The organism is Bosea sp. Tri-49, from assembly GCF_003952665.1.
In the GTDB taxonomy this organism is placed as follows: Bacteria; Pseudomonadota; Alphaproteobacteria; order Rhizobiales; family Beijerinckiaceae; genus Allobosea.
In genome coordinates this window covers 3,986,038-4,006,500 of record NZ_CP017946.1, presented here as the reverse complement: position 1 = coordinate 4,006,500, position 20,463 = coordinate 3,986,038, and the positions used below count along the sequence as shown (strand labels likewise).

Below are 20,463 nucleotides of genomic sequence, written 5' to 3'. Positions count from 1 at the left end.
GCTCAGTTACTCATCAGCATGACGGTGAGCGTGGCGAAGGAGAGCACCGCGGCGAGGCCCGAGAGGAAGCCGAGGACGACGGTGACCTGCCGCAGCGGCGCCTTTGCCTCCTTGCGGATCGCGACAAGCCGGTCGTCGAAGGCGCGTAGCGTCTGGTCGAAGCGCATCTGGAAGACGTCGAGCTCGGCGAGCCGCGTCGCGACTGCGCCGTTGCCCTCGCTCTCCTCCGAGTGCTTGGTCTCGGCCTCACGCTGACGATATTCCGCCAGCTGCACGCCGAGCTCGCCGACCTTGTCGAGCAATTCCTTCTGGGTCAGCTGCGAGCGTCGCTGCAAGGCGATCAGCGCCTCGACCCGGTCGAAGAAGCGGGCCAGCGGCACGGCGATCGCCGCCTCTGCCGCAAGTTCGGCCGGCGGCGGCAGGCGGAGTTCGAGCTCGGCGCCGGTGCTCGGGGAGACACCGACGATGGTCAGCGCATCCCGCGCCGCCGCCGTCCGGTCGTCGAGCTCCATGGCGAAGGCATGCCTGCCGTCGCCGATGCCGTTGCGGCGCAGGTCGATGCGGCCCTGGTCGGCGACCGCCTCCTGCACCTTGAGGCCGTGACGCATCAGGCGCACGGTCAGCCGCTCCTCGGGACGGGCCTCGTCCCAGATCCAGCCATGCAGCCGGTTGCCGTCGAGCGCGTCGACGCGCCCGTTGAGCTTTGCCGGGGTCTCGCTCGCTTCGCTCACGGTACCATCCGGACTGTGCATCGTCGTCATGCTGGTCATGCCGCCTCCGCCAGTTTGAGTTGATCGAACAGGGCAAGGTGCGCCTGCGCGCAGTCGTCCATGCCGGGTTGTGGGGCGATGCCGTCGACGAGGCGATGCCAGAGCCCGTCCTCGCCCGCGGCGCGCGCCATCACTTGCGCGAGATGGCGGGGATCGCCCGGGCGGGCGTGCAGCCCGTCGACGCCGTCGCGCACCATCTCGGCCATGCCGCCGATATTGCTGGCGATCACCGGCCGCAGGTGCTGGAACGCTTCCTGGATGACGAGGGGTGCGTTCTCGTACCAGATCGAGGGCATCACCACCCAGTCGACCTCGGCCATCAGGTCCGGCATCTCGTCGCGGCGATAGGGGCCGCAATGCGTAACTTCGGCGCCGGCTTCCGCCAGGGCCTTGTCGAGGGCTGTTGTAAAGGCCTCGCTCTGGAACGGCGCACCGCCATGGATGCGCAGTTCGAAACCATCAGCACCCTGCTCGCGCAGGAGCTTGGCCGCCTGCAGGAGCGGCAGCACGCCCTTCCACGGGTTGAGGTTGCCGAAATAGCCGAAGCGGTTGCGGGCGCCATGGGTGTGCCGGTGCGGCACCGGTATCTGCGCCGGCCGGGCATTGGCGACGACCTCGATCTTCTCGCCCGGCAGGCCCCAGTCGATGTAGCGCTGGCGCAGGAAACGGCTCGGCGCGACGAAGCGGTCGACGGCGGCAAGATGCGTCTTGAGGAAACGCTCGCGCAGCAGGAAGCGGTCCGGGCCGATCTCGGGGAAGCAGCCATGGCATTTGCCGGGCGTGGCGCCGGTGCAGCGCTGCTTGTCGCTCGCCCGCACCATCAGCCCGTCATGATGGCAGATCGAATAATAGTCGTGCAGCGTCATCACGATCGACGCTTGCGGCAAGAGTCGCCGGGCCAGCGCCAGGAACTCGGCGCCGATCAGCACGAGATGGTGGACGTGGATCACGTCCGGCCGGAACTCGGTCAGCAGCGAGCCGAGATCCTGCAAGGTGCCGTAATGGTCGATCTGGCTGAGGTGGAAGCGGTCGAAATGGCCGCTCCACAACAGCAGGTCGCCATCCGCTCCGGTCGCCTGGAAGGCGGTGCCGGGATGGGGCTGGCGGTGGATCGCATTGGTCGCGCCGAGAAAGAGCACCTCGCAGCCCTCGCCGCGATAGGCCTTCGCGAGGTCATGGGCGAAGATCTCGGTGCCGCCGGGATGCAGGTCCGGATGGTTATGGGCGACGACGAGGATACGCCGGCTCATCGCTGAACCCCCGGTTTCACCGCGACCAGCAGATCCTGGTAGTGAGCCGCGCTCTGGCCGCGCCAATGGCCGGGGTCCAGTCGCTCGACGGCGAGACCGGCCTGCGTCGCGTGCTCGAGCAGGAAGCCGGCGTCGATCCCAGCGGCCGCCAGCGGCGCCTCCTCGATCGCGTACCAACCTGGCCCCTCGCCCCAGCGCCGGAACTTCAAGCGCTCCTGGCCGGTGACTTGCCCATCGAGCGCGAAGGCGGTCAGGAACAGACGTCCGCCCGGCGCGAGCAGGCGCGCCGCCTCGTTCAGGTAGACCACGAGTTCGTCGGGCGGCAGGTGCGTCGCCACCGAGGTCATGGTGATGAAGTCGAAGCTCTGGTTGGCGAAGCCGAAGCGCACCTCGTTGCCCGGCAGCGAACCCTGCGGATTGTAGAGCGGGTGGGCGATGTCGAGGCGCTGGAAGCGGAAGCGCGGATAAGCCGGTGAGATCGTCTGGGCGCACCAGAGGATGCCGTCCATGACGGGATCGACGCCGTCATAGCTGCCGCGCTCGGGGTCGAGATACTGCGTCAGCGGCACGGCCATGCGGCCGATGCCGCAGCCGATGTCGAAGACGCGCTCATGCGGCTTCAGCCGGCCGATCCGGACGAAATGGCCGAGAAACTCGGCGCCGATGGCGCGATAATCGCCGTCGCCGACGAAGATCGAATCCGGCGGCGGGTGCGGCAGGAAGCGGTTCGTCTGGACATGGGCCATCAGCCAGGCGAGCTCGGGGGTCGCCGGTTCGATCGTGGGAGCCGGTTCCGGCGTGGACTGTCGCAAGGCCAGGGTCGCCGTCATGCCGCTGTGGCCCTCCTGAGATTGGCGCGGGAGAGGAGAAATTCAGCGTCAGCACGAAGTCCCTGCGCCGGTGCGGGCTGCTGCGACGCGGGTTTGTCGATCGCCGCCATCAGCGCCTCGATCTCACCGTCCCAGCGCTTGGTCTGGAGCCAGGAATTGTGCTGCGAGGCGACGCCGCGGGTGTAGTCGAGGCTCTTCGAGATCGACTGGCGCTCGAGATGGTAGAGCGAGACGCTCGGCACATAGACGATGCCGAGCCCCGCCCGGGCGATCTTCAGGCAGAGGTCGCTGTCTTCGTAATCGCCGATCACATAGCTGTCGTCGAAGCCGCCGACTTCCATGAACAGCGCCCGCGACAGCACGATGCAGGCGCCGGTGACGCCGGGGACCGGCCGTTCGACATTGGCCGGCGCGTAATGGCTCGGCATGCCCTTGAAGTAATGATGGTTGAGCCAGGTGCCTTTGCTGTCGCGCTTGAAGTAAAGCCCGGCATGCTGCAGTGAGCCGTCATCGTAGAGCAGCTTGGGACCGACCGCGCCGATGCGCTTGTGCCGGTCGAGCCGCTGGACCAGCGCCGGCAGCCAGCCTTCGCTGTCAGGGATCACGTCGGAGTTGACGAGGGCCAACGCCTGCCCACGCGAGGCTGCCGCACCAGCATTGCAGGCAGCGGAGAAGCCGCCATTGCGGCCCATCACGACGAGCTGCATCGGCAGGCCATAGGCGAGGAAGAGCCCGCCGAGGAGATGGGCGACCTCGGCCTCATGCTCGGGCGAGTCGAGCACATAGATCAGCTCGGCCTGCTCGCTGAACCAGCGATCGGCCGCGAAGGCTGAGACCTGCACGCGTAGGAACTCGTAGACGCGATAGAGCGGGATCACGACTGAAACCGCCGGATTGGCAGGCGCCTTGCCGAAGCTCCTGACCTGCGGCTCCGGCAGGGTCTCGCGCAGCGCCTTCTGGCATTCCGCCAGCACCGGCGCGATCGTCCGTTCCAGCATCTGGGCACTGAGATGCTGCGGCGGGATCGCGGCCAGCGCCCGGGCGCGGATCGCGACGGTGTCCGCCGGCTGCACGGCGGGGCGCAGCGACAGGACAGTGCCGGATTTCAACCTGAGCTCGACCCGCGGCTGCAGAACGGGCGCGCCCGAAGCGTAACCCGGGACCAGCGCCGCAAAGCCGGTGGCACGCTTCACGTCACCGTTGGAGCCGGCCGGCAACAGTGCCGGGAAACGCTCCAGCCGCTCGAGCACCGGTGTCGGCTCGCCTTCAGAGCGGTGCAGCAGCACCTCTTCGACCACGCCCTCGGCATCGCGATACCAGCCGCCCAGCAACAGGCCAGCCGGTGTCGTGATGGCAAGGTCGAGCTCGGCCGAAGGGACGTCGTCATTGCGCCGCACGGTCTGGACGGCAAGGGGAAGCCGGCGCTGCATCTCGATCGCCAGCAGGCGGCCCTGTTCGGAGAGGCCGGTGAGCTGCTCGACGAGCCAGTTGCGCAGGCCGTCGCGCTGGCTGGCCTTGCCGGCCCACCAGCGCCCCAGCGAGGGAATGTCCTGCCGCGGCGTGACCGCGCGCACGATCAGACCGGATTCAGCCTGAAGGATCAGCAGGCCGCCGGCCTGAGGCGAGAATTCGTCGATGATCAGGTGCAAGGGACGGTTGCCGGCGCGATCCGGGCGCCCGAGCCGCGGCCCGGCGGAGAGGCGCGACAGCCCGCCCGAATCGAGGCGGTAAGCGGCGCGCACGCCGGGAAGCCGGCCGGGAACCGTCGATTCCAGCAGGACCTTGCCTTCGACGAGCTTAGCGACCGGTGCTGCCGCAGCCGGCTTGCGCGCGAGGATCAGCAGGAACTGGCGCAGGAAACCAAGATAGCTCGCGCTCTCGCTGAGGCCGAACAGGTTGGGCCAATGACCGATCAGTGCGTTCGCGAGCGTACGTCGCGCATCCGGCGTGATGTCCCGCACCAGCTCGTTCGCATCGGCCATGCCGTGGACGAGATCGGGGTCGAACCGAGCCGTGATGTCGCCGCCTTGGCTGTCGTCCGACAGGGTTGCGACGAGGTCGCCGGCGCCATGGCGAAAAACGACCAGCACGCGCATGCGGCCGTCGCCGAGGGCGAGCGCGATCGAGCCCGAGGCGAGGCGCTTCTCGCGCGCCGTCAGCGCAATACGCGGGCGGGAGAGTACGGGCGCTTCGATGGTCCAGCTCAGCAGGAAGACCGAGCCGCTCAGCCGGGACAGATCCAGCTGCGGGCTCAGGCCGTCCGCAACCGGTGCAGGCGCGAGAGAGAGCATGGGTGCCATGTTCCGAAAAGGGCAGGGATGCGGCGCCGGCCGGAGAGAACTCCGGCCGGCGCCGCGTTGCGTCAGGCGACCGCGAAGTAGGAGTTCGGATCGGCCTGGATGTCTTCGGCGGTGACGCCGACGATCGTCACGGTGTCGCCATTGCCGAGATCGATGACGGCATTGCCGCCAACGGTAGTGGCGCGTGCCGCCACGTCCTCGGCCGAGCCGATATCGGTGCCGTTGATGCCCGAGGCGACCTGCAGCAGGTCGTGGCCGGCGTCGAAGTCGAGCACGACATCGTTGCCGCCGCCGCCATTGAAGACGAAGACGTCGTCGCCGGCGCCGCCGGAGAGGATGTCGTCGCCCGCACCGGCGAAGAGCAGATCGTCGCCCGCGCCGCCCTGGATGAGGTCGTTGCCGGCGCCACCTTCGAGCACGTCGTTGCCGGCGCCGCCCTGCAGGATGTCGTTGCCTTCGCCGCCGAGCAGGATGTCGTCACCCGGCCCACCCTGCAGCAGGTCGTCACCGTCGCCGCCGCGCAGCACGTCGTCTCCGGCATTGCCGCGCAGGATGTCGTTGCCCGCTCCGCCTTCGAGGACGTCGTCGCCCTCGCCGCCGAAGAGGTTGTCGTTGCCGTCGCCGCCGGCCACGATGTCGTCACCCTGGCCGCCGAAGAGCGAATCGTCGCCTTCGCCGCCAGAGAGGAAATCGTTGCCGCCGTCGCCGTAGATCAGGTCGTCACCTTCCTCGCCGAAGAGCGAGTCGACCTGGGCGCCGCCTTTGACGATGTCGTCGCCGGCGCCCGCGAGAATCACGTCACTGAAACGCGTCCCTATCAAGAAATCATCGAACGCACTGCCTTCGATCGTGGCCATTCGTCACCTCCTGGGTGATCAGAGAGCACCTTCGGATTTGCAGAAATATTTCTGCATTCTCCGAATAACGGTGCGGTTCTGACGGCGAACCCAAAGGACGCCATCGTCGACGAGCGAGAGAGTAGCCAAGATATTCTTCTTATCAAGCAATCTATTATGACTTTTTTGCGATGCAGCAAAGTTGCTGTCTTTTTATATATTGTTGGAGCGGGGATTATTGCCTGAAGTTGCTACGAAATTCGAAGTGTTTATTCTGCAATAATCGTTGCAGCTTTCGCTGCATCATTCACCTCGCAGGGCGAGGCGACGGGCTCAGTCCTCCCTGAAGGCGCGGTTGAAGCTGTCCCTGAGCGGCGAGAGCAGGTAATCGGCCGCAAACCGCCGACCGTTGACGATCAGCACCTCGGCGGCCATGCCGGCATGCAGCGTCACCTTGTTCTCGCGCAGGCTCTCCGGCGTGATCTCGGCGCGGACCACGAAGAAGGCGATGCCGGTCTTCTCATCGACCAGCTGGTCGGCTGCGACATAGCTGACCTTCGCCTGGAGCGGGGGCAGGAGCCGCGCATTGAAGGCGGTCAGCCTGACCTGCGTGTCGGCGCCGACGCGAACCGAGTCGATATCGCGCGGGTCGACCTTGGCCTCGACGATCAGCGGCTCCTGCTCGGGCACGATGTCGAGGATCGCCTCGCCTGCAGCGACGGCACTGCCGGCGGTGCGCATCCGGATATTGGCGACGATGCCTTCCTGCGGCGAGATCAACACGAGCCGGCGCAGCACGTCCTGCGCCTGAACGATGCGTTCGACCACCTCCGAGAGCTGGAGCTGGCTGTCCTGCAGATCCTTGGCGATCTCGCTCTGGCGTTCGAGGCTGATCGACTTGATCTCGAGCTCCGCCCCGGCGACTGCCTGCAGGGCCTTGGCCATGCGCGCCTTCGTCTCACCGGCCCGCCCGGTGAGCTCGCTTTGCCTGGTCTGCAGCTCGACGAGCTGGGAGCGCTTGGCGTAGCGTTTCTCGTAGAGGTCGGCGATCGTCTTCACTTCCTCGTCGATCAATGTGCGCTGGTTGCGCACGGCGTCGATCTGCGCCTGCAACGCCTCGGCCTCGGCCTGATGCTGCTCGATCACCCGCTGCTGGATGCGGGTCTTGCCGTCATAGACCTGGCTGCGGGCGCGGAAGAGCACGCGTTCGGCCGTGATCACCTCCCGTGCGATCGGCGTCAGCGCCTTCGCGATGTCGTCAGGGAAATCGATCGTGGTCGTCTCGTTCTGTTCTGCCCGTAGCCGGGCGAGCCTGGCCTCGAGGCCGACGCGCTTGGCCTGGAGCTGCTGCAGCTCGGCGCGGGCACGGGCATCTTCCAGCATGAGCAGGGGCTCGTCCTTGGCGACGCGTTCGCCTTCGGCCTTGAGCAGGGTCTTGAGGATGCCGCCTTCGAGATGGCTCACCGTCTTGCGGCGGCTGTCGACGATGACGGTTCCCTGCGCGACGGCGGCATTGTCGAGCCGGGCGGTCACGGCCCAGGCGCCGAAGCCGCCGAAGCCGATCGCCACTGCGGCGACGCCGGCGAGGACGAGATTGCGCAGCGAGGGCATCCGTTCCTCGGGCTCCGCCTCGATCTTCAACGGTACGAGCGCGCGGTCCGGCCGGCGCAACATCGGGAGATCGCTCATGCGCTCACCTCGCGGGGTGTAGGCGTTTGCTTGGCCGGATCGAGCTCGACGATGCCGCCGGGCGTGATCATGCCGGCGACCGCCGAACGCGGGCCGAACTGGGCGACGCGGCCCTCGCGCAGCACCAGGATCTTGTCGACGACCTGCATCACCGAGGGGCGATGTGCGATCAGCACGACGATGGCTCCGCTCTCGCGGGCAGCGTTGATGGCCCGGATCAGGCTCTGCTCGCCCTCGGCGTCGAGATTGGCATTGGGCTCGTCGAGCACGATGAGGCGCGGCATGCCGTAGAGCGCTCGCGCCAGGCCGATGCGCTGGCGTTGGCCGCCCGACAGCTTGAAGTCGCTGTCGGCGACGCCGGTGTCGTAGCCGAGCGGCAGCCGGCCGATCAGCTCGTGCACGCCGGCGATGCGGGCCGCCTCCAGAATGGCGTGCGGGTCCGGCTTGCGCATGCGGGCGATGTTCTCGGCGATGGTGCCGTCGAGCAGCGAGACCGATTGCGGGAGATAGCCGACCATGTCGCCGAAGGAGCCGCGCTCCCAAAGATAGGTGTTGTGGCCGTCGAGATAGACGCCGCCGACATTCGGCCTGAGCACGCCGACGAGCAGGCGTGCCAGTGTCGATTTGCCGGCTCCTGAGGGGCCGACCAGACCGAGGACCTCGCCCGGCTGAAGCGTGAAGGAGACGCCCTTGATCACGGTCTGCTCGGCCCCCTTGGGCGCATAGACCAGCCGATCGATGACGAGATCGCCCTCGGTTGCCGGGGTCGGGACGCTCTGGCGCTGCGAGCTCTGTGATTGCAGGAGGTCACGCACGCGCTTCCAGGCTGCGGCGGCGAGGACCCATTGCCGCCAGTCGGAGATCATCGAATCGAACGGGGCGAGCAGCCGGCCGAGCAGGATGCTGGCTGCCATCAGCGTGCCGATCGTGACCTCGTGCTTGATGATCAGCACTGCGCCGGTCGCATAGATGGCAAGTTGCATGGTCATGCGGCTGGAGCGGGTCAGGGCGGCGATGAACTTGCCGCGCCGCGTGCCGAGATCGAGATGCTCCAGCATCGCAACCTGCTTGGCGCGCCAGCGGCTGGACAGCGCCGGCAGCATCCCCATCGCCTCGATCGTCTCGGCATGGCGCAGGCTCGCGCTGATCTCGTTGATCGAGGCGACGCCTTCCTCGTTGGCATCCTTGAGCGAGCGGCGGGTCAGCATGTCGGAGAGGACGCCGAGCAGCAGCAAGATCAGCAGCGAGGCCAGCCCGACCAGCCCGTAGACCCAGTGGAAGGCGAAGAGAACCGCAAGGAAGATCGGTGACCACATCGCCTCCAGCGGCGTCGCGATCGCGGAGCTCGCGATGAAATAGCGGATCTCGTTGAGGTCGCGGATCGCCTGAGTCGCCTGCCCCGAGCCCTTCTCCAGCGAGGTCGAGACGGCGGCCTGCATCGCCGGCAGGTTGAGTCGGCGGGCAAAGATGCTCGCCATCGTCTGGAAGGTCAGCGAGCGGATGAACTCGACCGCGCCATAGAGCGCGAGCCCTCCGACCGCGATGACGAGCAGCATGGTGAGCGTGTCGTAGCTGCGACTGACGATGACGCGGTCCTGCACCTGCAGCATGAACAGCGGCACAGTCAGCAGCAGGATGTTGACGCAGAAGCTGAGGAAGCCGGCATAGGCCAGCCCGCCGGTAAAACCGCGCTGCAGGCTTCGAATCAACGCGTCGGCAGGCTGGATCGCAACCTTCATGCAGGTCTCCGAGTGGGGCTGGCCATCAGATGGCGCCGTCGACGCTTGTGCCGATACGGCAGGTTCTGAACGTTGTTGAAAGGGTGTCATATAAGTCGTGTCTATAATATGACAGATGAAGCCTTGTGAAATATAGGCAATTGTCGAGAATATGGCAGAACCGTGCTTTATTTCAAATTTTGAAACAGTTCATGACTATGTAGATTCTGATAAAATCTTAAATTCATTCTGTTCGGGGTGGCATGTGCTTTGCGTATAGGCTATTCGTCAGCCAAAGGGGCTCGGAGGGCTGACTGCTCATTTCGAGATCAGGCGGAGTAGGGAATGCATCTAAAACCCCATGACGGCGCTCGATTCCTAGGCAATGGCTTCAATGGAGATCATCGAGACGGCACCCGCCGCCTCGAACCCGAATCGGGTCCGGCGCGGGCGCCGGTGTCGCAGCTCGATCTGGCGCGCATGATCGAGCGGGCCAGCCGGCGCTTCCTCGACTATCTCAGGCTTGAGCTCACCAAGCTCGGCGTCGACGACATCTCACCCTCGCAGGTGATGGTGCTGTTCACCATTGGCTCCGGCGAGATCGCGGTGCGCGACCTGCTCGACCGAGGCCATTATGTCGGCTCGAACGCCTCCTATAACCTCAAGCAATTGGTCGAAAGCGGCTATCTGGAGCGCGGGGCCTCGCCACGCGACCGCCGCCTCGCCCGGATTTCGCTCTCGCCGAAAGGGCAGCTTCTCGTCGAGCGGCTTCGGCTGCTCGACGAGACCAGCCAGTTCGGCCAGGGACTCGACATCGATCTCGACGCCGACCTCCAGACCACCCACGACACCTTGCGCCGCCTCGAACAATGGTGGGGCGACGCACTACGCTATGGCGGGATCCTGCTGGCCTCATGCACGTCCTATTCGTTCATCGTTCAGGATCTGGTCAGTTCGCTCACCTGATCCAGCGCCTCGTCGCCGAGGGCGGCGAGGTCACGCTGGTGACGGAGAAGCCGGAGCCGGACCGCCCGGGGATCAGGCAGATCGCCTATTCGGTAGGCGACCCGGCGACTGCGCATGCGACGCTGGCGGCGACCGACTACCATGTCCGCACCGGCGAGGCGGTCGCGGCTGAGCTGGCGCGGCTGCATCGGCACGACAGGCCGGATGCGATCCTCGGCCATGTCGGCTGGGGCGGCATGCTCTTCGCCAAGGATGCGATGCCGGGCGTGCCGCTGATCGGCTATTGCGAGTACTTCTACAACGCGGCCGGCTCCGACCTCGATTTCGACCCGGCCTTTACCGTGCCCGAGGCCGAGCGGCGGCGCATCCGCATGCGCAACGCCGCCCAACTGGTGACGCTGCAGACGCTCGACTTCGCTTATGCGCCGACACGCTGGCAGCAGCTGCAATATCCCCGCGCGCTGCAACAGCGCATCGCCGTCTGCCATGACGGCATCGACATCCACGCCTGCCGGCCAGATGTGCAGGCGTCATTTACTCTGCCCGATGGACGCACGCTCCGTCCCGGCGACCCGGTCGTCACCTTCGCCGCCCGCGATCTCGACCCCTATCGCGGCTATCCGCAATTCATGCGGGCGGCTGCCCGGGTCGCGCAGGAGCGTCCCGATGTGCTCTTCGTCGCGGTCGGCGGCGATGGCCCGGGCTATGGCCGGCCGCGCCCGGACGGGAGGCTCTGGCGCGAGGTTATGCTGGAGGAAACCGGGCTCTCCGACCGGATCGTCCATATCCCCTGGCTCGCCCATGCCGATCTGATCAGGCTGTTCCAGGTCTCGGCCGCTCACATCTATCTCAGCGTCCCCTTCGTCCTGTCCTGGTCGATGATCGAGGCGATGGCCTGCGGCGCGCTCATCGTCGGCTCCGCCACCCCGCCGGTGCAGGAGGCGATCCGCCACGGCGTCAACGGGCTGCTCGCGCCCTTCTTCGACGAGGCGCGCCTGGCAAAGACCGTGATCGCCGCGCTCGACAGGGGCGCTGAGCTGATGCCGCTGCGTGCGGCGGCACGCCAGACCGTCATTGCCCGCTATGAGCGCGAGGCTTGCGTCGATCGCCAGCTCGGCTTCATCGGCCGGCTCGTCGCCGAGGACGATCTTCGGGCGGCGCAATAGCGGGGCGGCTCAGGCGGCGGCTGACGGGTCCGATGGCAGCGGCCCGAAGAAGCCGATGATCTGGCTGATCCGGCCGTCCTCGTCGATCATAGCGATGTCGAGCCCTTCCGGCAGCCTGGTGCCGTCGGCCTCGATCACCCGCCAGGCGAAGCGGACGAAGCCGTGATGCTGCTGGACCGCGCTGGTCCTGATCACGCGGGCGCCAGGGCGCTGCGCCAGCACGCCGGCGATGTGGTCGAGCAGGGCCTCGGCGCCGTGGGCATCGGCCCTCGGGTCGGTGTAGCGCCCGCCCTCTGCCCAGATTTCGGCCAGCGCCGCGCCCCGCAGCGCCGGGTCGGGATCAGACCAAGCCTCACAATAACGGTCGATGATCGCCTCGATCGGCATGGGCGGTTCCTTCTATGCGGTGCCGATCTCAGGCTGCGCCCTGGTAGTCCCAGCTGCCCCGGGTCTCGATCGCCGAACGCACCGAATTGGCCAGGAAGCAGTTGGCGTGGGCTTCGTGATGCAGCACCTCGACGGTGGCCTCGTTCGGCGCCTTCGGGCCACTGAAGACGATATGCGGCCTGAGCGTCACCGTCGCCACCCATTTCTTGCCGTCGGCGTTCTTCAGCATCACGCCTTCGGCCGCGTCGACATAGCTGTCTACCCGCAAGCCGCGCAGCGCCGCCAGGTTGAGGAATGTAAGCATGTGGCAGCTCGACAGCCCTGCGACATAGGCCTCTTCCGGATCGACATTGGCCGGGTTCGATAAGGGCACGCGCACCACATGCGGCGAGCTCGACGCCGGCACCTCGACTCCACCGTCGAAGCGCCAGAGATGCGCGCGGCTGTAGCGGTTGTCGAGGAAGGCCTCCTCGCCGCGCTGCCAGGTGATCGTCGCACCATGCGTCGCCATCAGTCTTCTCCCTGTTCTGAGCAGGCCGCGAGCACGACCGCGCGCGTCGCCTGCAGATGCTGATTGAGGATCGCTCGGGCGGCGGCCGCGTCTGTGGCTGCGATTGCGACGATCAACTGGCGGTGCTCGTCCGCCCAGCCCTGCTTGCGAGCGCCTGGACCGAGCGCTTGGGTGCTGAACCGGTCGATCGGCGCGCGCAGTTGCCGGAACAGAGCAAGGCTGCGGGGCCGCCCCGCCGGGCCGTAGAGCGCTTCATGGAAGGCGATGTCGCCGGCGATCCAGGCGAGCCGGTCGTCGGCATCCTCCAGGGCATCCTGCAGCCGCTTCAGCTCGCGAAGCGAGCGCTGATCGTGTTGGCTGAGCGCCCGCGCCAGCAGATCGCCCTCGACCATCAGCCTGAGATCGAAGAGCTCGTCGATCTCCTGCGCCTGCGGCCGGCTGACGCGCGCGCCGCGATAATGCGCGACCTCGAGCAGCCCTTCGCTCTGCAGCTGCGCCAGCGCCTCGCGCACCGGAATGCGGCTGACGCCGTATTCGGCCGCAATCTGCTCCTGGCGCAACAAATCGCCCGGTTGCCAGTGCCCGGCGTCGATCGCCTCGCGCAGGCGCTGGGCAAGGGCGGATGCGGTCGTGGCGGCACTGAGACGAGCGATAGTCATGGGATAATTGTATCCAAAATTTGATGAACCGCAAGCGGCGCCGATGCGGTGCTGTTGTCAGGGGCTCGTCGGCCCAGCTACAAGCACGCCGAACGAGAGGTCGTTCGCGCATGACATTCGAGATCGCCGCCACGCCGCAGGAGGCCGTCGACCGGCTGGAGCTGCTCTACGACCAGGCGCGGACGGCGCTGCGAAACGATCTGCAGCGCTTCTTCGAGACGGCGCAGCCGCCGACGCTGGAGGAGCGGGCGCTCTACCGTTACCCGATGCTGCGCGTCAGCTACGAGCCGTCGAAGCTGCCGGCGGCGACGCGGCGCGGCTACGCCAAGTTCGCCATGCCCGGCATCTACTCGACCACTGTGACGCAGCCCGCCGAGTTCCGCGCCTATCTGCTCGACCAGCTCCAGCCTCTAGTCGATGAATACGGCGCCACGATCGAGACCGGCATCAGCAGCCAGGAAATCCCCTACCCCTACGCGCTCGACGGCGGCGACGAGCTCGGCCGCGGCATGGTCACGGCCGCCGAGCTTGCCCGGCATTTCCCGACGCCGCTGCTCGCTCTGGTCGGCGACGAGATCGCCGACGGTACCTTCGAGATCGTTGAGGGCGAGCCGCGTCCGCTCTCGCTCTTCGACGCGGTCCGGGTCGACTATTCGCTGCGGCGGCTCGTGCATTACACCGGCACCGACTGGCGCGCCGTGCAGCCCTGGGTGCTGCTGACCAACTACCATCGCTATGTCGACCAGTTCGTTCGGCTCGCTTTGGCCGAGATCGAGGCCGGCACGGCGCAGGCGCTGATCGCCCCGGGCGGTATTCGCATCGATCGCGACGGCATCGACGTCAGCGCCGCCGAGCGGGTGATGTCGGCGCCCTGGCACCGCTTCCAGATGCCGGCCTACCACCTGATCCGCGAGAGCGGCGAGGGCGTGACTCTCGTCAATATCGGCGTCGGCCCCTCCAACGCCAAGAACATCACCGACCATCTTGCGGTGCTGCGACCCAATTGCTGGCTGATGGTCGGCCATTGCGGCGGCCTGCGCCAGACCCAGATCATCGGCGATTATGTCCTCGCCCACGCCTATCTCCGCCAGGACGGCATTCTGGACGAGCTGGTGCCGCCCGATGTGCCCGTCCCGGCGCTGGCGGAGGTCCAGGTCGCCTTGCAAGAGGCGGCAGCCGAGGTCACCGGCGAGAAGGGCGACCGGCTGAAGCAGCGCCTGCGCACTGGCACCGTCGTGACGCAGGACGATCGCAATTGGGAGCTGCGCTGGACCAAGGAGCGCAAGCGCATCAACCTGTCGCGGGCCATCGCGGTCGACATGGAATCGGGCACCATCGCCGCGCAGGGCTATCGCCTGCGCGTGCCCTACGGCACCTTGCTCTGCGTCTCCGACAAGCCGCTGCACGGCGAGATCAAGCTGCCGGGTGCCGCCAACGCCTTCTATGAGCGCGCCGTAAGCGAGCATCTCAAGATCGGCCTCGCCGCGCTGGAAAAGCTCAAGGAAGCCGGCTCGTCGATCCATTCGCGCAAGCTGCGCAGCTTCGACGAGCCGCCGTTCCGCTAGGGTCTACGCCGCCGGGCAGGCCGCGCCGCTATCGGCCCAGGCCTGCATCAGCTCGCCGAACTGGGCGTTCGTGCCTGGCACCGGCTGGCGACCCTTGCCGGGGTTCCAGCCCCAGAGCACCAGTGTGTCAGTGGTGACATGCTTGACGATCGCGGCGAGGTCTCGGCTGCCGTTGCGGTTCTGGTCCTTGAGCTGCTCGCAGATCTGGCCGAGCGTCTTGCCCTCCCAGGCCATCGAGGCCGGGGCGAGCGCCCAGTGACCATCGCCGGGAACGCCGGCCGGGTCGAAGTTCTGCTTGCCGTGGCAGGTGGTGCAGGCGAGCCCGGGCGCGCCATGCCCGTCCTTGCCGCGAACCACCATGGGCTCGTGCAACCGCCTGACATCGGTCTGGCGCGGCCGTTCCGTTGCCGGGTGGCAGTTCATGCAGCGCGGATGCTGCAGCACCTTGCCGATCTCGTTGAACAGCGCGACCGAGCGGTCGCGCTGATTGGCGATGTTGGTGAAGCTTGCCGCCGGGCGCAGGGTCGCCCCGCCGGGCTGCGGCGCCGGCGCGGTTTGCGCCAGCGTGAGTGCGCTGCCGAGCAGCAGAGTGACGGCGGCCGCGGTCGTGGCGAGAGCGATCGACCGCATCACACGGTCCCCCCGACCATCGGCAGCGACAGCGGCCTCTCGCGCCCGAGCCGCGCCAGCGCATTGGCGACCGCCGGCCCGATCGGCGGCACGCCCGGCTCGCCGACGCCGGTCGGCTTCTCGGTCGACGGCACGATCCGGACCTCGACCTCCGGCATCTCGTGGATGCGCAGCGAGCGATAGCTGTCGAAATTGGTCTGCACCGGCTTGCCCTGGTCGAGGGTCAGCTCGCCATAGAGGACATGGCCGAGGCCGAAACCGATACCGCCCTCGATCTGCGCCCGGATGATGTCGGGATTAACCGCAACGCCGCAATCGATCGCGCACCAGACCTTGTGCACCTTGGGCTCGCCACCTTCCCCGAGCGAGACCTCGGCGATCTGCACGACATAGGAGCCGAAGCTCTCGACCACGCCGACGCCGCGGGCGCGGCCGTTGACCGGGCCGGGGCCGTTCCACTTGGCGAGATCAGCCGCTGCCTTGAGGACATTGGCGAGGCGCTGATGCTTGCCCATCAAGGCGAGCCGGCCGGCGACCGGATCCTGCCCGGCCTCTTGCAGCAACCGGTCGATGAAGCATTCGACCGCATAGCCGGTATGGGTGTGGCCGACCGAGCGCCACCACAAGGTCGGCACGCCGACATCGACGGTGTGTAGGTCGCAGCGGAAATCGGTGACCTCGTAGGGCAGCTCGTTGGCACCCTCGACCATCACCGGGTCGATCCCATCCTTGATCATCGCCTCGAAGGGCGAGCCCTTGAGGAAGGACTGGCCGACGATCGCGGTGCTCCAGGCGGTGATCTTGCCGTCCTTCACCGCGCCGCGCATGCGGTGCAGGAAGAGCGGGCGGTAATAGCCGCCGGAGAGATCATCCTCGCGGGTGCGCACCAGCTTGACCGGCCGGTTCGGGCCGATCGCCTTGGCCACTTCGGCGAGTTCGACCGCGAGTTCGGAACTCGGCTGCGCCCGCCGGCCGAAGCTGCCGCCGCCGAGCAGGGTCTCGACCGTGACCTTCTCCGGTCCGAGACCGAGTACCTTGGCGATGACCTGATGGTCGATGGTCTGGAGTTGGCTGCCGAGGCGAGCGAGCGCGCCTTGCGCATTCCATTCGAGATAGCCGTCGAGCGGCTCCATCGGTGCATGCGCCAGATAGGGGAAGACGTATTCGCTCTCGATCACCTTGTCGGCCTTGGCGAGCACGGCTTCGGCGTCGCCATGCTTGCCCGCGACAGTGCCTTCCGTCCGGGCGAGCTTGCGATATTCGGCGATCAGCTCGCGGCTGCCGCGCTTCTCCGCGCCGCTTTCGTCCCAGGTCACCTTGAGGGCCTCGCGCCCTTTCAGCGCCGGCCAGGTCCCGGTTGCATAGACGGCGACGCCGGACGGGATCTGCTGGACATCGACGACGCCCTTCACGTTCTTTGCCGCGCTGGCGTCGAAGGAGGCGACCTTGCCGCCGAAGCGCGGCGGCCGGGCGACCACCACCGTCAGCATGTTCGGCGTATTGATATCGATGGTGAACTGCGCTTTGCCGGTCGACTTGCCCAGGCTGTCGAGACGGGGGGCCACTCCCTCCTTGCCGATCAGCCTGAACTGCGCGGGGTCCTTGAGCTTGACCTCGGTCGGGGCCTGCAGCTTGGAGGCGGCTTCGGCGAATTCACCGAAACGGCCCTGCTTGCCGGAAGCATGCTTCAGCACACCCTTCTCGATGCTGATCTCGGCAGCCGGCACCTTCCAGGCCTCGGCGGCCGCTTGCACCAGCATGGCGCGCGCCGTCGCGCCGGCCTTGCGCATCTGCTCCCAGGAGTTGGCGATTGCGGTCGAGCCGCCAGTGCCCTGGATGCCGAAGGCGAGGTTGGCGTAGAGCTTGGCGTCGGCCAGAGCATGCTCGGCCCGCATCTGGCCCCAGTCGGCATCGAGCTCCTCGGCGACGAGAGTGGCGAGGCCGGTAAACGGGCCCTGCCCGAACTCGATATGCTTGACCAGCACTGTCACCGTGTCGTCGGCGGCGATGCGGACGAATGCGTTCGGGGCGAAGGCCGCAGCACCGCCGGGCTTGAACACCTGCGCTGCGCCCGATTGCGCGCGGCCGGCCTGCGGCAGGCTAAGCCCGATGACGAGCGCGCCGGCGCCCTTGAGCAGGTTGCGGCGGGAGAGGTTCGTGTCGTGCGCGGTCATGGCTCAGCCCTCCAGCGTGCGCGCGGCGTCGTGGATCGCGGCGCGAATGCGGACATAAGTGGCGCAACGGCAGAGATTGCCGTTCATGGCGAGGTCGATGTCGCGGTCGGTGGGCTTGCGGATCTCCCTGAGCAGGGCGATCGCGCTCATGACCTGGCCGGACTGGCAGTAGCCGCATTGCGGCACGTCGTGCTTGACCCAAGCCGCCTGCACGGCCTGCGCCTCCTTGCCGGCGAGCGCCTCGATCGTGGTGATCTTGGCTTCGCCGATGGCGGAGACGGGCATGGAGCAGGAGCGCAGCGGCTGGCCGTCCATATAGACAGTGCAGGCGCCGCATTGTGCGACGCCGCAGCCGAACTTGGTGCCGGTTAGTCCGAGATTGTCGCGCAGCACCCAGAGCAAGGGGGTGTCGTCGTCGACGTCGACGCGGTGCGTCGTTCCATTGATGTTGATCGAGTGGACCATGGCTGCCTCGCGGGGATCGCGTTCATGACGCAGCACGGCACCATGGCAGTCGGATCGAGGCTCGCTCGCAGGCCCGTTCTGACATATCAGAGGCGGGCGAATGATCCGTCGTCTGGGGTCGTGCGACTAGACGAGTTAGACGTTTTGCGTCTAACTAGAATAGTCGCCGACAGTTTGGATTCTGTCAAGACTGCAAATGAGCGACCGCAGCGAAAGTTCCACAACGTCCGGCGAGGACGGCAAGGGCCGGATCGAGCAGATCGCGGAGGCGGCGCTGCGCCTCTTCGCCCGCTACGGCTACAAACGCACCTCGATGGACGACATCGCGCGCGAGGCCGGGGTCGCCCGCGCCACGCTCTACCTCCATTTCAAAGGCAAGGACGACGTCTTTCGGGCCATGCTCGCCGGCCTCGGCAGCCAAGTCGAGACACGTTGCCGCGAGGCTCTCGCAACGCCCGGCCCGTTCGCGCAGCGGCTGGCTGCGCTGATGGCAGCCCATCACGGCACTGCCTTCAGCGCCTTCAGCGCTGGCGAGCATCTCGGCGAGCTCAAGGCGGTGATGGTGAGCATCGCCGGAGCCGAGCTTGCCGCCTTCGAGGCGATCTTCGTCAGCTTCGCCCGCCAGCTGTTCGAGGATGCCGTGGCAAAAGGCCAGATCGCTATCGAGCGCAGCGGCCTGCCGCTGGATACGCTGATCGCGACGATGATGCGCGCCGCAGCAGGCGCCAAATATGGCGAGCAGCCCTCCTGCGAGGACTATCTGGTCCGACTGCGCGAGATCGCTGCGGTCTTTGCGGCTGCGGTCGCGAAGGATGCATAGCGCCACGGCCGAGACCAAGCTCTAGTCCTTATGCGTAAGCCTTTCGTCTAGGGGCGAGGGCTTCGCGTCCCCCGCATGGGTTTTTGCGCACACCCGCGCCGTTGACATGGGCGATATGCGCGGTGCAGCATGCCGCCCGGGGAAACGAACAATCCAGCAATGACTAAGGTTAAGGGCGGATGTCTGAGGATATTATTCTATCGACCTCAGGCCTCACGAAAGAATTCGCCGGCTTCACAGCCGTCAATGGCGTTGATCTGAAGGTCAGACGCGGGTCGATCCACGCGCTGATCGGACCGAACGGCGCGGGCAAGACGACCTGCTTCAACCTGCTGACCAAGTTCCTGCCGCTGACGCGGGGCCAGATCGTCTATAATGGCCGCGATATCTCCCGCGAGAAGCCGGCCGAGATCGCCAGGCTCGGGCTGGTGCGCTCTTTCCAGATCTCGGCGGTCTTCCCGCAGCTCTCGGTCAAGACCAATGTCCGCGTCGCGCTTCAGAGAAAACGCGGCGATAGCTTCGATTTCTGGCGCTCGGAGAAGGTGCTCTCTCCGCTCGATGCCGAGGCGCTGCGCCTGGTCGACGCCGTCGGCTTGTCGGCCTTCGCCGATCTGCCGGCCGGCGAGCTCTCTTATGGCCGCAAGCGCGCGCTTGAGATCGCGACGACGCTCGCGCTTGAGCCCGAGATGCTGCTGCTCGACGAGCCCATGGCCGGAATGGGCCGCGAGGACATCGAGCGCATCGAGGCGTTGATCCGCAAGGTCTCGAAGGATCGCACTATCCTGATGGTCGAGCACAATCTCTCGGTCGTCGCCTCGCTCTGCGACCGCATCACCGTGCTCGCCCGCGGCCAGGTCCTGGCTGAGGGCGACTATGCCACCGTCTCGAAGGATCCGCGCGTGGTCGAAGCCTATATCGGATCGGGGGTCGGCCATGGCCACTGACGCTGTGCTGGAGCGTCCGGCTGCGGCTGCGGGCACCAAGCCATTGCTCGCGGTGCGTGGGCTCGAGGCCTGGTATGGCGAGAGCCATGTCCTTCATGGCATCGAGCTCGACGTCGGCGAGGGCGAGGTGGTGACGCTGCTCGGCCGCAACGGCGCCGGCAAGACCACGACGCTGAAGTCGATCATGGGCGTGATCGGCAAGCGCAAGGGCTCGGTGACTTTCGCCGGGCAGGAGACGATCGGGCTGCCGTCGCGCGCCATCGCACGTCTCGGCATCGGCTATGTGCCGGAGGAGCGCGGCATCTACTCGACGCTGTCGGTCGAGGAGAACCTGCTGCTGCCGCCGCAGGTGAAGCCGGGCGGGCTCCCGGTCGAGCAGATCTTCACGCTCTTCCCCAATCTCAAGGAGCGCTTGCGCAGCCAGGGCACCAAGCTTTCGGGCGGCGAGCAGCAGATGCTGGCGATCGGGCGAATCCTGCGCACCGGCGCCAATCTGCTGCTGCTTGACGAGCCGACCGAGGGTCTCGCGCCCGTCATCATCGACCAGATCGGCGCCACCATCCGGATGCTGAAGCAAAAGGGCTTCACCATCGTCCTGGTCGAGCAGAACTTCCGCTTCGCCCAGACAGTGGCGGATCGGCACTATGTCGTCGAGCAGGGCAGGGTCATCGACATGATCCCCAATCCGGAACTCGACGCCAATATCGACAAGCTCCACAGCTATCTCGGCGTCTGACGCAGGGCGTCCAACAAGAACCTTACGAACACCAGACATCTCAGGGA

Annotated in this window: 19 protein-coding genes; 6 read left to right on the top strand and 13 right to left on the bottom strand. The window is 66.8% G+C overall.

The genetic code is table 11. The features are described from left to right. Nucleotides 1-2: 2 nt before the first annotated feature. The 7 genes from BLM15_RS19325 to BLM15_RS19295 all read right to left on the bottom strand — a co-directional run bounded on the left by BLM15_RS19325 (nt 3) and on the right by BLM15_RS19295 (nt 9,414). Nucleotides 3-770 carry a hypothetical protein gene (locus BLM15_RS19325; RefSeq protein WP_126114277.1) on the bottom strand — a complete coding sequence of 256 codons (768 nt, stop codon included), beginning with the start codon at nt 768-770 and terminating at the stop codon, nt 3-5. Continuing rightward, complete coding sequence (locus tag BLM15_RS19320) at nt 767-2,020, bottom strand: glycosyltransferase family 4 protein (RefSeq protein ID WP_126114276.1); 1,254 nt, start codon at nt 2,018-2,020, stop codon at nt 767-769. Before BLM15_RS19320 ends, BLM15_RS19325 begins: the two co-directional genes overlap by 4 nt. After that, on the bottom strand, nt 2,017-2,850 hold the full coding sequence (locus BLM15_RS19315; protein WP_126114275.1) for a class I SAM-dependent methyltransferase: 834 nt from the start codon (nt 2,848-2,850) through the stop codon (nt 2,017-2,019). Before BLM15_RS19315 ends, BLM15_RS19320 begins: the two co-directional genes overlap by 4 nt. Beyond that, nucleotides 2,847-5,141 carry a glycosyltransferase gene (locus BLM15_RS19310; protein WP_164547580.1) on the bottom strand — a complete coding sequence of 765 codons (2,295 nt, stop codon included), beginning with the start codon at nt 5,139-5,141 and terminating at the stop codon, nt 2,847-2,849. Before BLM15_RS19310 ends, BLM15_RS19315 begins: the two co-directional genes overlap by 4 nt. A gap of 71 nt (nt 5,142-5,212) precedes the next feature. Continuing rightward, nucleotides 5,213-6,007: a calcium-binding protein gene (locus tag BLM15_RS19305; RefSeq protein ID WP_126114273.1), complete on the bottom strand. Its 795-nt coding sequence runs from the start codon at nt 6,005-6,007 to the stop codon at nt 5,213-5,215. 312 nt (nt 6,008-6,319) lie between these two features. After that, nucleotides 6,320-7,675, bottom strand: coding sequence for an HlyD family type I secretion periplasmic adaptor subunit (locus tag BLM15_RS19300; RefSeq protein WP_126114272.1), 1,356 nt, complete (start codon nt 7,673-7,675; stop codon nt 6,320-6,322). Next, on the bottom strand, nt 7,672-9,414 hold the full coding sequence (locus BLM15_RS19295; RefSeq protein WP_126114271.1) for a type I secretion system permease/ATPase: 1,743 nt from the start codon (nt 9,412-9,414) through the stop codon (nt 7,672-7,674). Before BLM15_RS19295 ends, BLM15_RS19300 begins: the two co-directional genes overlap by 4 nt. 435 nt (nt 9,415-9,849) lie before the next feature. On the opposite strand from BLM15_RS19295, the gene BLM15_RS19290 reads away from it, so the two are divergent. After that, nucleotides 9,850-10,359: a MarR family winged helix-turn-helix transcriptional regulator gene (locus BLM15_RS19290; protein ID WP_236846353.1), complete on the top strand. Its 510-nt coding sequence runs from the start codon at nt 9,850-9,852 to the stop codon at nt 10,357-10,359. Continuing rightward, entirely contained in the window at nt 10,308-11,525 is a 1,218-nt protein-coding gene (locus tag BLM15_RS19285; RefSeq protein ID WP_126114269.1) for a glycosyltransferase, read from the top strand. Before BLM15_RS19290 ends, BLM15_RS19285 begins: the two co-directional genes overlap by 52 nt. A gap of 9 nt (nt 11,526-11,534) precedes the next feature. Here the strand turns inward: BLM15_RS19285 and BLM15_RS19280 are convergent, their stop codons facing one another. Genes BLM15_RS19280 through BLM15_RS19270 form a run of 3 tightly spaced genes read right to left on the bottom strand, consistent with a single transcriptional unit; the run spans nt 11,535 to nt 13,082 of the window. Further along, on the bottom strand, nt 11,535-11,912 hold the full coding sequence (locus BLM15_RS19280; RefSeq protein ID WP_126114268.1) for a nuclear transport factor 2 family protein: 378 nt from the start codon (nt 11,910-11,912) through the stop codon (nt 11,535-11,537). Nucleotides 11,913-11,940: 28 nt separating this feature from the next. Next, nucleotides 11,941-12,423 carry an OsmC family protein gene (locus BLM15_RS19275; protein WP_126114267.1) on the bottom strand — a complete coding sequence of 161 codons (483 nt, stop codon included), beginning with the start codon at nt 12,421-12,423 and terminating at the stop codon, nt 11,941-11,943. After that, nucleotides 12,423-13,082, bottom strand: a complete 660-nt coding sequence (locus tag BLM15_RS19270) for a GntR family transcriptional regulator (RefSeq protein WP_126114266.1) — start codon at nt 13,080-13,082, stop codon at nt 12,423-12,425. Before BLM15_RS19270 ends, BLM15_RS19275 begins: the two co-directional genes overlap by 1 nt. Nucleotides 13,083-13,192: 110 nt before the next feature. On the opposite strand from BLM15_RS19270, the gene BLM15_RS19265 reads away from it, so the two are divergent. Then, nucleotides 13,193-14,647, top strand: coding sequence for an AMP nucleosidase (locus BLM15_RS19265; RefSeq protein ID WP_126114265.1), 1,455 nt, complete (start codon nt 13,193-13,195; stop codon nt 14,645-14,647). Between the two features lie 3 nt (nt 14,648-14,650). Here BLM15_RS19265 and BLM15_RS19260 read toward each other — a convergent pair whose 3' ends face one another. Genes BLM15_RS19260 through BLM15_RS19250 form a run of 3 tightly spaced genes read right to left on the bottom strand, consistent with a single transcriptional unit; the run spans nt 14,651 to nt 17,916 of the window. After that, nucleotides 14,651-15,277: an Isoquinoline 1-oxidoreductase subunit gene (locus BLM15_RS19260; RefSeq protein WP_126114264.1), complete on the bottom strand. Its 627-nt coding sequence runs from the start codon at nt 15,275-15,277 to the stop codon at nt 14,651-14,653. Continuing rightward, nucleotides 15,277-17,451 (bottom strand): xanthine dehydrogenase family protein molybdopterin-binding subunit, encoded by a 2,175-nt coding sequence (locus BLM15_RS19255; RefSeq protein ID WP_126114263.1) that lies wholly within the window; start codon nt 17,449-17,451, stop codon nt 15,277-15,279. Before BLM15_RS19255 ends, BLM15_RS19260 begins: the two co-directional genes overlap by 1 nt. 3 nt (nt 17,452-17,454) lie before the next feature. Continuing rightward, a complete protein-coding gene (locus BLM15_RS19250; RefSeq protein ID WP_126114262.1) occupies nt 17,455-17,916 on the bottom strand; it encodes a (2Fe-2S)-binding protein in 462 nt (153 codons plus the stop codon). 196 nt (nt 17,917-18,112) lie between these two features. On the opposite strand from BLM15_RS19250, the gene BLM15_RS19245 reads away from it, so the two are divergent. The 3 genes from BLM15_RS19245 to BLM15_RS19235 all read left to right on the top strand — a co-directional run bounded on the left by BLM15_RS19245 (nt 18,113) and on the right by BLM15_RS19235 (nt 20,416). Then, a complete protein-coding gene (locus tag BLM15_RS19245) occupies nt 18,113-18,736 on the top strand; it encodes a TetR/AcrR family transcriptional regulator (protein ID WP_126114261.1) in 624 nt (207 codons plus the stop codon). Between the two features lie 179 nt (nt 18,737-18,915). Next, on the top strand, nt 18,916-19,680 hold the full coding sequence (locus tag BLM15_RS19240; RefSeq protein ID WP_126114260.1) for an ABC transporter ATP-binding protein: 765 nt from the start codon (nt 18,916-18,918) through the stop codon (nt 19,678-19,680). After that, nucleotides 19,670-20,416: an ABC transporter ATP-binding protein gene (locus BLM15_RS19235; RefSeq protein WP_126114259.1), complete on the top strand. Its 747-nt coding sequence runs from the start codon at nt 19,670-19,672 to the stop codon at nt 20,414-20,416. The genes BLM15_RS19240 and BLM15_RS19235 overlap by 11 nt, the downstream gene beginning before the upstream one ends. Nucleotides 20,417-20,463: the final 47 nt, after the last annotated feature.

Bases quoted from the DNA above. Each gene is read 5' to 3' on its own strand.
- BLM15_RS19260 (WP_126114264.1), bottom strand. From the start codon at position 15,277: ATGCGGTCGATCGCTCTCGCCACGACCGCGGCCGCCGTCACTCTGCTG.
- BLM15_RS19310 (WP_164547580.1), bottom strand. From the start codon at position 5,141: ATGCTCTCTCTCGCGCCTGCACCGGTTGCGGACGGCCTGAGCCCGCAG.
- BLM15_RS19235 (WP_126114259.1), top strand. From the start codon at position 19,670: ATGGCCACTGACGCTGTGCTGGAGCGTCCGGCTGCGGCTGCGGGCACC.
- BLM15_RS19255 (WP_126114263.1), bottom strand. From the start codon at position 17,451: ATGACCGCGCACGACACGAACCTCTCCCGCCGCAACCTGCTCAAGGGC.
- BLM15_RS19320 (WP_126114276.1), bottom strand. From the start codon at position 2,020: ATGAGCCGGCGTATCCTCGTCGTCGCCCATAACCATCCGGACCTGCAT.
- BLM15_RS19315 (WP_126114275.1), bottom strand. From the start codon at position 2,850: ATGACGGCGACCCTGGCCTTGCGACAGTCCACGCCGGAACCGGCTCCC.
- BLM15_RS19270 (WP_126114266.1), bottom strand. From the start codon at position 13,082: ATGACTATCGCTCGTCTCAGTGCCGCCACGACCGCATCCGCCCTTGCC.
- BLM15_RS19325 (WP_126114277.1), bottom strand. From the start codon at position 770: ATGACCAGCATGACGACGATGCACAGTCCGGATGGTACCGTGAGCGAA.
- BLM15_RS19305 (WP_126114273.1), bottom strand. From the start codon at position 6,007: ATGGCCACGATCGAAGGCAGTGCGTTCGATGATTTCTTGATAGGGACG.
- BLM15_RS19275 (WP_126114267.1), bottom strand. From the start codon at position 12,423: ATGGCGACGCATGGTGCGACGATCACCTGGCAGCGCGGCGAGGAGGCC.
- BLM15_RS19250 (WP_126114262.1), bottom strand. From the start codon at position 17,916: ATGGTCCACTCGATCAACATCAATGGAACGACGCACCGCGTCGACGTC.
- BLM15_RS19295 (WP_126114271.1), bottom strand. From the start codon at position 9,414: ATGAAGGTTGCGATCCAGCCTGCCGACGCGTTGATTCGAAGCCTGCAG.
- BLM15_RS19280 (WP_126114268.1), bottom strand. From the start codon at position 11,912: ATGCCGATCGAGGCGATCATCGACCGTTATTGTGAGGCTTGGTCTGAT.
- BLM15_RS19300 (WP_126114272.1), bottom strand. From the start codon at position 7,675: ATGAGCGATCTCCCGATGTTGCGCCGGCCGGACCGCGCGCTCGTACCG.
- BLM15_RS19285 (WP_126114269.1), top strand. From the start codon at position 10,308: ATGCACGTCCTATTCGTTCATCGTTCAGGATCTGGTCAGTTCGCTCAC.
- BLM15_RS19245 (WP_126114261.1), top strand. From the start codon at position 18,113: ATGAGCGACCGCAGCGAAAGTTCCACAACGTCCGGCGAGGACGGCAAG.
- BLM15_RS19240 (WP_126114260.1), top strand. From the start codon at position 18,916: ATGTCTGAGGATATTATTCTATCGACCTCAGGCCTCACGAAAGAATTC.
- BLM15_RS19265 (WP_126114265.1), top strand. From the start codon at position 13,193: ATGACATTCGAGATCGCCGCCACGCCGCAGGAGGCCGTCGACCGGCTG.